The following is a 7,434-nucleotide window of genomic DNA, read 5'->3' on the forward strand; positions in this document are numbered from 1 at the left end:
CGGGGGCCGGTGACGAGCCCTCCGGGACCGGGCGAAACGGGCACCGAGCGGCGGCGGAGCGCGATGACGTGTAGCTGACGGCGGTCCGGGCCGGTAACCTGCCGGGTGCCATACCGGGCGGCGGCGCATTGTGGCAGGCTGCATCCAAGCCGCGGCACGGTACGGCGCGGTGGTGAAGTGCGATAGGCAGGCGAGGCGGACAGATGGATGCGGTAGTCGGTGCGCGGTGTGACCAGGTCCGGGGGGCGAAGTCGGTATGACGCGGCCAGTCCGGACCCGGCCCAACCGAACCCGGCGGCCCCGCGTGACCACCCTGCCGCAGCTGATCGCCAATGCTGTCGAGGCCAATCCGGACGGCGCCGCCCTCGTCCTCGCCGACGGCACCGGTCCGCTGGAGCAGGTCAGCTACGCCGATCTGGATGCCTGGTCGAGCCGGCTGGCCCGGGCGCTGATGGCCCGCGGCATCGGCCCGGAGGATCTGGTCGCGGTGGCCATTCCGCGTTCGCTGGACGCGGTGCTGGCGGTCTGGGCGGTGGCCAAGACCGGCGCCGGATTCGTACCCGTCGACCCGGCCTATCCGCCGGGCTGGTTCGCGCATCTACTGGTCGACGCCGGCGCGGTCTACGGCCTGGCGGTGTCCTGGGTGCGCAACGAGTTACCGGACGAAATCGAATGGCTGCAGGTCGACACGATCGAGGCCGCCCGGACGCTGGAGCAGTTCTCCGCCGACCCGGTCACCTACGCCGACCGTATCCGCCCGCTGCGCGCCGAACATCCGGCCTACGTCAGCTATGCCAGCGACGGTGAGACCTCACCGGACGGTGTGGTCGTCACCCAGGCCGGGCTTTCCGGGCTGTGCGCCGAACAGCAGGGCCGCTACCGGGTGGAACCCGAGGATCGCACCCTGAACTTCGCCCAGCTGCCGTCGGATTCGGCGGTGCTGGAACTGCTGCTGGCGCTCGGCGGCGCGGCGACCATGGTCGTGGTGTCGCCGCTGGTGTCGGCGCCGGACGAACTCACCGCCCTGCTGCGGCGCACCGGGGTGACCCATGCCTACCTCCCCGCCGATGCGCTACCGGCCATCGATCCGGCGGGCCTCGACGAGCTGAGCGTCGTGGTGACCGGCCGCCGGCCGTGCCCACCGGAACTGGTCGCGCGCTGGGCGATCCCGGTCGGCGGCGGCCTGACCCGGGCCTTCTACCAGGGCTACGGCCCGGCCGAGGCCACCATCATGACGAGTATCAGCTCCCCGCTGGCGTCCGGCGGCCCGCCGACGCTCGGTACTCCGATTCGTGGCGTGACCGCCCATATCCTCGACGAGCGGCTGGCGGCGGTGCCCGACGGTTCGGTCGGCGAGCTCTATCTCGGTGGGCCGCAGCTGGCCCGCGGCTATCACCGTCGCCCCGGCCGCACCGCGCAACTGCTGGTGGCCGACCCGCTGTCCGAGGACGGCTCGCGTCTGTACCGGACCGGTGATCTGGTGCGCCGCCTCGCGGGCGGGGAGCTGGAATACGCGGGCCGGGTGCCGGAGCCGGTCGCCGCGGTCCGGGCGGAAGCCCGCCCGGAGGAGACCGCCGGGGCCGGTGCCGCGCAGCCCGGGAACGAGCCGGGCCCGACGCCGCGGCACGACCCGCTACCCGATTACGAGGAGAGCCTGCCGATCCGCGAGGCCGCCGCCGTCGCGGAACCCGAGCCCGACCACCGGCTCGCCTCGGCGAAACGGGATCTGGAACTGCCCGGTCGCGGGTACCTGGAGATGCCCGACCGGCAGCAGACCCTGGGCGGGCGCGATCATCGCAGCGCCACCGCGAATCCGCCGGAACCGGCGCCCCCGCCGGGACCGCCCGCGCCCCGGCACCCGGCCGACGACGACTGGCTGAGCAGCGGCCACCAACTGCCCATCCCGGGCGAACCGCCCGCCCTCCCGGGTCGCACCGCGGCCCCGGCGCGATCGACCGGTGACGCCCTGGCCTTCTACGAGAATCCACGGTCCGTCCCGGGCGAACCGGCCGCGGCCGATATCCCTACCCGGACCAGTGGTCTGCCCGCCCCCGACGACCCCGGGCTCCCGCGACCCGCAGCGCCCGCCGATCCCGCGGCGCCGATCTCGGCCGCCGCGCCGTTCGGTGCCGCGCCCGCGGGGCCCGGCCCGCTCTGGCCGAGCCCCGGGACTCCCGCGGAATCCGCCCCGGAGGCCCCCGCCGCGGACCCGGCTCCGGAAGTGGCGGTGGAGCGTCCGGCGTCGATACCCCTTTCGCCCGGTCAGCGCCGGCTCTGGGAACGCAACCGGTCGGCTCCGGAAACGGCGGCCGATACCGTCACCGCCGCGATGAAACTGTCCGGCACCCTGGACGCCACCGCCATGCAGGCGGCGGTCGCCGATGTGGTGGACCGGCACGAAACCCTCCGGACGGTGTATCCGGTGACCGGCGGCGGGGAACCACTCCAGGTGGTGCTGCCCCGGGAACAGGCGGTGCCGGAGGTCGTCGCGGATCCGCTGCCCGCCGACGAGGTGACGAGCTGGCTGGACACTCTGTCACGTACCGATTTCGATGTCGCCGATCCGGAGCAGGTGCCGGTGCGTTTCGCGCTGGCCGAGATCGGGCCCCGGGAACATATCGTCGCCGTGGTCGTGCACCGGATTCTCGCCGACGAGGTCTCGGCCGGGCTGCTGTTGCGAGATCTGCTGCGCGCCTTCCTCGGCCGGCGTAACCGTTCCCGGCCGCTGTGGCAGCCGCTGTCGGTGCAGTACCTCGACTACTACCTCGCGCGCCGGGCCGAACTCGGTGATATCGCCGACCCCGGGTCACCGGCCGCGGCCCGGCTGGCCTACTGGCGCGAGCAACTGGCCGGGCTGCCGCCGCGCCTGGAATTCGCGCTCGAAGGGCCGAATCCCGGGGCGCAGGGCGGCGGTGTGCACGAATTCGAGATCGGGACACGTGCCCATCGCCGGGTCGCCGATATCGCCCGCCGCGCGGGCGTGTCCGAATTCATCGTGGTACGCGCCGCGTTCGCGGTGCTGCTGTCCCGTTCGGCCGCGACCGGCGATATCGTGCTCGGCAGTTCGGTACGCGGGCGCGACGAGCGCGAACTCGACGATGCGATCGGTCCTTACGCCAACAGCGTCGTGCTGCGCACCCGCATCGATCCCGCCGAATCCTTCCTCGATCTCGTGCACCGGATCGCCGAATCGGACCGCGCCGCGTTCTCGCACGCGGATCTGCCGTTCGAGGAGATGACCGCCGCGCTGGGCGTGGATCCGGCGCAGTTCGATGTGGCCATCGCGTTGCGGCACCACGATGTCCCGCGCCTGGAGATGCCCAGTCTGTCGACCGAACCGGTGGAACTGGTCAACCCGGCACCCGGTACCCGGTTGCGCCTGGTCATCGACCCGCATCGCGCGCCCGACGGTTCCCCGGACGGGATCGCGGCGGCGCTGCACTACGCCGCGGACCGGTTCCCCGAACCCGCCGTCGCCGAATTCGCGCGCCGGCTGCAACGGGTACTCACCGTCGCCGGTGGCGATCCGGACGGGCCGGTGGGCGATATCGACCTGCTGTCCCGGGCCGACCTGGACCGGCTGCTGGTGGTGTGGAACGACACCCGCTATCCGGTGGCGCCCGACCTCCTGCTCGACGGGTACCGCCGGACGGTCGCCGTGCGCCCCGACACCCCGGCGGTATCCGACGCGGGGAGCGAGCTGACCTACCAGGAATTCGATGCCCGGGTCAATCGGCTGGCGCGTCGGCTGATCGCGGCCGGGGTCGGCCCGGACACCGTGGTGGGTGTGGCGATCCGCCGTTCGCCGGACCTCGTCGTCGCCCTCTACGCGGTGCTGACCGCCGGAGGCGCCTGCCTGCCGCTGGATCCCGGCGATCCGGCGCCTTGGACCGCGCGGGTACTCGACACCGCCCGGCCGGTCTGTGTGCTGGCCGATCGCGACGATGAGCCCCGGCTGGCCGCGGCGGCGCAACCCGCCGGCGACCGGCCCGCCGTGCCCCTTCTGGCCACCGATGCGCATACGCTCGCGCAGTACTCGGCCGATCGGGTTCGTCCCGATGAACTCCGGGGCGAGGTGCGCCCGGGTAACGCCGCCTATGTGCTCTGCGCCTCGGCGTCGGCGGACGGTCCGGAACTGGCGGTGCTCTCGCACGGTGCGATCAACAATCAGATCGCCCTGATGCTGGCGCAGTTCCCGCTCGGCTTCACCGATGTCTACCTCCAGCAGAACCCGGCGACCTGCGATACCTCGCTGTGGGGTCTGTTCCTGCCGTTGCGGGCCGGAGCCCAGCTGGTGCTGGCCGATCCGGCCGCCTCCGAGGATCTCGACCTGCTGGCCGCGACGATCGCCGGGAACGGGGTCACGGTCACCGATTTCGGCCCGGCGCAGTTGACGGTGTTCGCCGACCACGCCGATCCGGAACAGCTGCGGACCCTGCGCGAGGTCTTCGTCACCGGTGAACCGCTGTCCCCGGATGCGGTGGCCGCGCTACGCGGCCGGTCGGGTGCCCGGGTGCACAACCTGTACGGCACCTGTGAAACCGCGGTCTCGGCCACCTCCTGGCCCGCGGCCGGGTCGGCGGACCGCTCGGTCCCGATCGGGTTGCCGCAGTGGAACACCCGGGTCTACGTGCTGGACAGCCGGCTGCGCCCGGTACCGCCCGGCGTGCCCGGCGAACTGTATCTGGCCGGCGACCAGCTGGCCCGCGGCTACGCCGGGCGCCGGGACGCCACGGCCGACCGCTTCGTAGCCAACCCCTTCGGATACGGCCAGCGTATGTACCGCACCGGCGATCTGGTGCTGTGGCGCGAGGCCACTCCCACCACACCGCAGCGGCTGGACTACCTGGGCCGCACCGACGACCGGATCCGGTTGCGGGGCCATCGCATCCAGCCGGATCTCCTCGCCGCCGCGCTACGCGCCCTGCCCGAGGTCTCCGACGCGGTCGTGCTGCCCCGGACCGCCGCGCCCGGCCGGCCGGGCGAGCGGCTGACGGCATACGTGGTACCCGCGGCGGACACCGTCGCGGACGGTCCGGCTCCGGTCCGGCTCCGGGCGGCGCTGTCCCGGTCGATTCCCACGCACCTGGTGCCCGCGGCGTACGCGCTGGTCGACCGGATCGATCGTGGCGCGGACGGTGCCGTGGACCGCACCGGACTACCCGATCCCGACGCGGTTCCGCAGTTGCCGCCGGAAACGTCGCTCCCGGTAGAGGACCACGAGCGGGCTCCGGACGGTGAAGTGCCGGGTACCGCCGGACCGCTCCCGGATGCCGCGCCGACCGGCCCGGCGGGGACGGCCGAACCGGAGACCGCCACCTCGCCCGACCCCGAATTCACCGGGTCGCTGCCCGCCACGGCCACCGCCCTGCGGTTGCTGGACAATCCGGTGCCCGGCGTCGAGATCCGGTCGATCGTGCTCGATGTGCCGCCGGGCCGGACTCCCGAGCGGGTCGAGGAGATGGTGCGCACCCTGGTACTGCGGCACCCGATGCTGTGGGCCCGGCTCGAAACCGGTGATCAGGGCACCACGTTGTGGATTCCGCCCCGGGATCGGCGCGGCGAACGCCAGTACTGGTGGCTCGGACCGGAATCCGGCGAGAACACGGTGGCCACCGACGATGTCGTACAGGCGGCCGCCGACGCCCTCGATCCGGTGAGCGGACGCAATATCCATTTCGTCCTCACCGGCGCCGAGCCGGAACGCCGGTTGGTGATCGTGGCCAACGGCCTGGTCGTGGACGACCGGTCGTGGCGCGTCATCATCGACGAACTCGGTACCGGTGCCGCCGTCACCGGTACCGGTGAGAGCGGGCTCGCGGAGCTGGCCCGGGCGCTGGACGCCCGCGCCCGGTCCATCGACCTGCTCGACGAGGCCGGCTGGTGGCGGCGGAATCTGGCCGCCGCCCGGACGACGGCTCCGCTCGGTACCGACGATCTGCACTCCCGGCGGCGGGTATCGCTGGCGATCACGGCCGAGGGCACCGCCGCCGTGACCGCCGCCGCGAGCGCCTATCGCGCCACCGTGCCCGAAGTACTGCTCACCGCGGTCGCCATCGCCCTGCACACCGCACAGCAGGGCGCGGTGGCCCGGGCGATCGGCTCCCTGGTGCGCTGTGACGCCGACACCCGCGCCCTCGGCGTTACGGGCGAGGAGCCGGTCGGTGGTTTCACCACCGAGTTTCCGCTCGCCCTGCACCTCACCGATATCGACACCGCCGACGCGCTGGTGGGTGGCCGGGCCGCCGGTGCGGCGCTGGAACAGATCCGCGATCTGGTCCGATCCGTGCCCGCGGGCGGCGCCGGCTACGCGCTGCTGCGCTACCTGAACCCCGAGACCACGGCCGAATTCGCCGCGACCGAATCGGGCCGGTTCACCTTGCGCTACCGGGATCTGCGACCGGCACGGGTCCACACCGACGGTCCGGCCGACGGCGTCCCGCTCGCGCTCACCGTGGACGCCACCGACGACGGCCTGCTGTGCCGGTTCGACTACGCCACCGCGGTATTCGTGGGCGAAGACGTGAAAGCCTTCGCCGAACACTGGGTCCGGGCCCTCGGCGGTCTCGCCGAACACGGCCTGCGCCCCGGCGCGGGCCCCACCGGTCCGGAGTCCGGGCCGGGACACCCCGGCGAGGGGGCACCGGCCGCGTCCGCAGAGAGCGGCGCGGAGTCGCGGTCGCCGGACACCGCCCGGTCGACGCCGCGGCCGGAGACGCTGCCGCGGCGGGCCGCCCACCGGGTGCCGGGGGACAGGTCGCCGGCCTCGGAGACAGCTATCGGGGCCGCGCGACCGGAGACCGGCCACGGGGCCGTGCCGCCGGAAGACGATCACCGGCTACCGAGCCGGTCGGGCGGTCACGGCACGGCGCACCCCGAGGGCGGGCTCGAGACGCCGGAGCCGCAAGCGGCACCGGTGCTGCCCGCGAGGGAAGCCGGGCACGCCGCTCCGTCGCCGGAAACGGATTTCACGCCATCGGCACCGGAGGCCGCCGAGGCACCCGTCGGGGAGGGCCCCGCGCCACTGCCGGACGCGGAGACCACCTCGCTGCTGCGGCCGGTCACCCCGGACCGGCTTCCCGCAGAAACCGAGGGTTCCCCGGATGCCGGGCCCACCGGGCTGCCGCAGCGACGTCCGCGCTCCACCGCGTCCGGGCCCGGCCCCGAGCGGAATGCCGACGCGGGCGAACCCGGCTCCGCGCGGAATGCGGACGCGGGCGAGCCCGGCTCCGGGTCTCTTCCGCGGCGCCGCGCGCAGCCGGAACCCGAATCCGCACCCGAACTCGCGGCCGGTTCCCTGCCGCAGCGTCGCCCCCGCCCCGATACAGAGGACTCCCCGGCGGAACCGGCGCGGTCCGCGCTGCCGCAGCGCGGTCGGCGGCTCGAGCCGGAGTCTTCGGCGGAACCGGTGCGGTCGGGCTTGCCGCAGGGCGG

The 7,434-nt window shown here is 73.7% G+C and carries 1 protein-coding gene; it reads left to right on the plus strand.

The window, feature by feature from the left end:
- Positions 1–256: 256 nt before the first annotated feature.
- Positions 257–7,434, plus strand: a 7,178-nt coding sequence (locus ACWDU1_RS06510; protein ID WP_449996268.1) for an AMP-binding protein, incomplete at its 3' end; no start/stop codon positions are given.

The organism is Nocardia sp. NPDC003345 (assembly GCF_053589395.1).